The sequence below is a fragment of the Streptomyces sp. NPDC005574 genome (genome assembly GCF_040605435.1).
Taxonomy (GTDB): Bacteria; Actinomycetota; Actinomycetes; order Streptomycetales; family Streptomycetaceae; genus Streptomyces.
This window is the reverse complement of sequence record NZ_JBEXCW010000261.1, coordinates 1-2,270: the sequence shown is the minus strand read 5'-3', so window position 1 is coordinate 2,270 and position 2,270 is coordinate 1. Positions and strand designations below refer to the sequence as shown.

At 71.0% G+C, this 2,270-nt stretch carries 5 protein-coding genes; 1 reads left to right on the top strand and 4 read right to left on the bottom strand.

Translation table 11 applies throughout. The annotated features are described in order from the left end of the window. Window positions 1–103: biotin carboxylase N-terminal domain-containing protein (locus ABZT03_RS43870; RefSeq protein WP_158786612.1), on the bottom strand; the 103-nt coding region annotated here is incomplete at its 3' end. A 372-nt stretch (window positions 104–475) separates the two neighbouring features. On the opposite strand from ABZT03_RS43870, the gene ABZT03_RS43865 reads away from it, so the two are divergent. After that, a complete protein-coding gene (locus ABZT03_RS43865) occupies window positions 476–952 on the top strand; it encodes a hypothetical protein (RefSeq protein WP_356049870.1) in 477 nt (158 codons plus the stop codon). Here ABZT03_RS43865 and ABZT03_RS43860 read toward each other — a convergent pair. From ABZT03_RS43860 to ABZT03_RS43850, 3 genes are all read right to left on the bottom strand, one after another. Then, window positions 921–1,541, bottom strand: a complete 621-nt coding sequence (locus ABZT03_RS43860; RefSeq protein WP_356049869.1) for a nucleoside triphosphate pyrophosphatase — start codon at window positions 1,539–1,541, stop codon at window positions 921–923. The genes ABZT03_RS43865 and ABZT03_RS43860 overlap by 32 nt on opposite strands. A 54-nt stretch (window positions 1,542–1,595) precedes the next feature. Continuing rightward, window positions 1,596–1,724, bottom strand: coding sequence for a hypothetical protein (locus ABZT03_RS43855; protein WP_356049867.1), 129 nt, complete (start codon window positions 1,722–1,724; stop codon window positions 1,596–1,598). A gap of 187 nt (window positions 1,725–1,911) precedes the next feature. Beyond that, a complete protein-coding gene (locus ABZT03_RS43850) occupies window positions 1,912–2,121 on the bottom strand; it encodes an acyl-CoA carboxylase epsilon subunit (RefSeq protein ID WP_356049865.1) in 210 nt (69 codons plus the stop codon). Window positions 2,122–2,270 lie beyond the last annotated feature (149 nt).

Below are 2,270 nucleotides of genomic sequence, written 5' to 3'. Positions count from 1 at the left end.
CCGGATCGGCGTATACGGCCACACTCGCGATCCCCGCGTCCCGGCACGCCCGGGCCACACGGACAGCGATTTCGCCACGGTTGGCGATGAGCACCTTGCGCACGATGAGGCTCCCTCCTTGAAACAAGCCGAGTTTAGGGACTGCCGACACGGCACTTCGACCCGTCCCCGATGGTGAGCTTGCCCACACGGAGCGTGATTCGAGGCTCGCTCGACCGGGAAATCCCTTGTCGCACCTCGGCACGCAGGACTCCTCCCGGAAACCCTAGCCCTCTGATGTGGTCAAGGTCTCTGTGAGAGCGTGCTGCGGCCCACTCGGTTTCTTTGTGGAGTCCCTACGAATGGCCCAATGATTCTTTGCCTTCCGCAGAACCCTTGTCCCGCGGTTTACCCGTTAGTAGCGTTCACGATGTCTCGAACGTACTTGGGGTAACAGGAAGCGTGCTCGCGCGACAGTTGAAAGTGGGTGGGACCGGTGGTGCGCAGGCCGGTGGCGTGGATCGTGGCGGTCGTGCTGTTCGCCGAGGCGATCGGGATCGCCGCACTCAACTGGTTCATGGGGATCGTGGTCGACCGCCAGAAGATGTCGCTGGCGGGCCTCGACCCCGACGTGATGTCGATGTCGTCGAAGATCGGCGGGGTCGTCTTCGGTCTCTACTTCGCGCTGTGCGGCCTGGTCGCGCTGCTGGTGGCGCTGCGGAACCGGCGGCCGGCGGGGGTCGGCCGCATCCTGCTGATCAGCGCCGCCGTGGTGCACGCCCTGCTGGGCGCCTTCACCTGGGGGCTGGTCGGCTGGAACGCGTGGCTGTTCATGGTGCTGGTCTTCGCGCTGATCGTGCTGCTCCTGATGACGTACGACGCGCAGCAGCGGTCGGTGGCCGACGAGCCCGCCGACGCCAAGGGGGACGGGGGCTCCCCGCTCACGCCTCCGCCGGCGCCCACAACTCCGTGATGCCGACGCCCAGTCGGCCCAGCAGTCGGCGGACCAGGGGCAGGCTGATGCCGATCACGTTGCCGTGGTCGCCGTCGATGCCGTCGATGAACGGCGCCGAGCGGCCGTCCAGGGTGAAGGCCCCGGCGACGTGGAGGGGTTCGCCCGAGGCGACGTAGGCGGCGATCTCCTCGTCGGTCGGTTCACCGAAACGGACGACGGTGGACGCGGTCGCCGACACGTGCCGCTCGCTCGCCGTGTCCCAGACGCAGTGGCCGGTCTGCAGGGTCCCGGCACGGCCGCGCATCGACTTCCAGCGGGCGGTGGCCTCCTCGGCGTCCGCGGGCTTGCCCAGCGCCGCGCCGTCGAGGTCGAGCACGGAGTCGCAGCCGATCACCAGCGCGCCCCGGACCTCCGGCCTCGCCGCCACGACGGACGCCTTCGCCTCGGCCAGGGCCAGGGCCAGTTCGGCCGGCGTGGGCGCGCTCACGGCGTCCTCGTCGACCCCGCTCACGATGACCTCGGGGTCCAGTCCGGCCTGGCGCAGAAGGCCCAGCCGGGCGGGGGACTGGGAGGCGAGGACGAGTCGGCGGCGCGGCTGATCAGTCATGCGGCCAGGGTATCGGCGCGCCGGTGGCCCCTCACCCCGGTCCCTCCCGGTGGTTCACCTCAGCCCGATGACGATCATCACGAGCACCATGGCCAGCGCCATCAGAACGCCCAGCCGCCGGAGCATGTTCTGCGTGTCACGCAGTTCCTTCGGCGGCTCGTTGTCAGGGTCGGACCACAGCATGCCTTCGAGCTTGCGTCGGCCCGGGGGCCGTACGCCTGAGTACGCGTACTCAACTTCGCGGGCGGGCGGCCCCAAGGCACCGGAGCCCCGCGCACGAGGAGGGCCCCGCGCACGAGGAGGGCCCCGCGGACGAACTCCGCGGGGCCCTCCGTGCCGGCCGTCGTCGTACGGTCCGCCCGGCGCGTGCTCAGCCGGGCCAGTACGTGCGGGCCCACGCCGTCCCGCCGGGCTGGGGCAGCCGGCGGGACGCGATGCGGGCCGGGTCCGACCACGCGTCACGCGGGGCGGCCACACCCTCCGGGGCGGCCGCCGCCACCGCGGCGCGGGCCCGGACCACCGCCAGTGCGGCGGCCAGCTCCTCCGGGGTCGGATTGCCCCGGACAACCTTGATCGTCATGAACGGCTCCTCGGTGTCGGACGGCGCCTGTTGCCTGTTGGCTGTCGCGGCGCCAGTGCCGTGACCGGAAGGGTTTGCCGGGAAGCTCGCGGCGTCCGGTGCGGTGCGTCGCAAGGCGGAGCATCGCCCGCGTACTGGATGTACTCGGG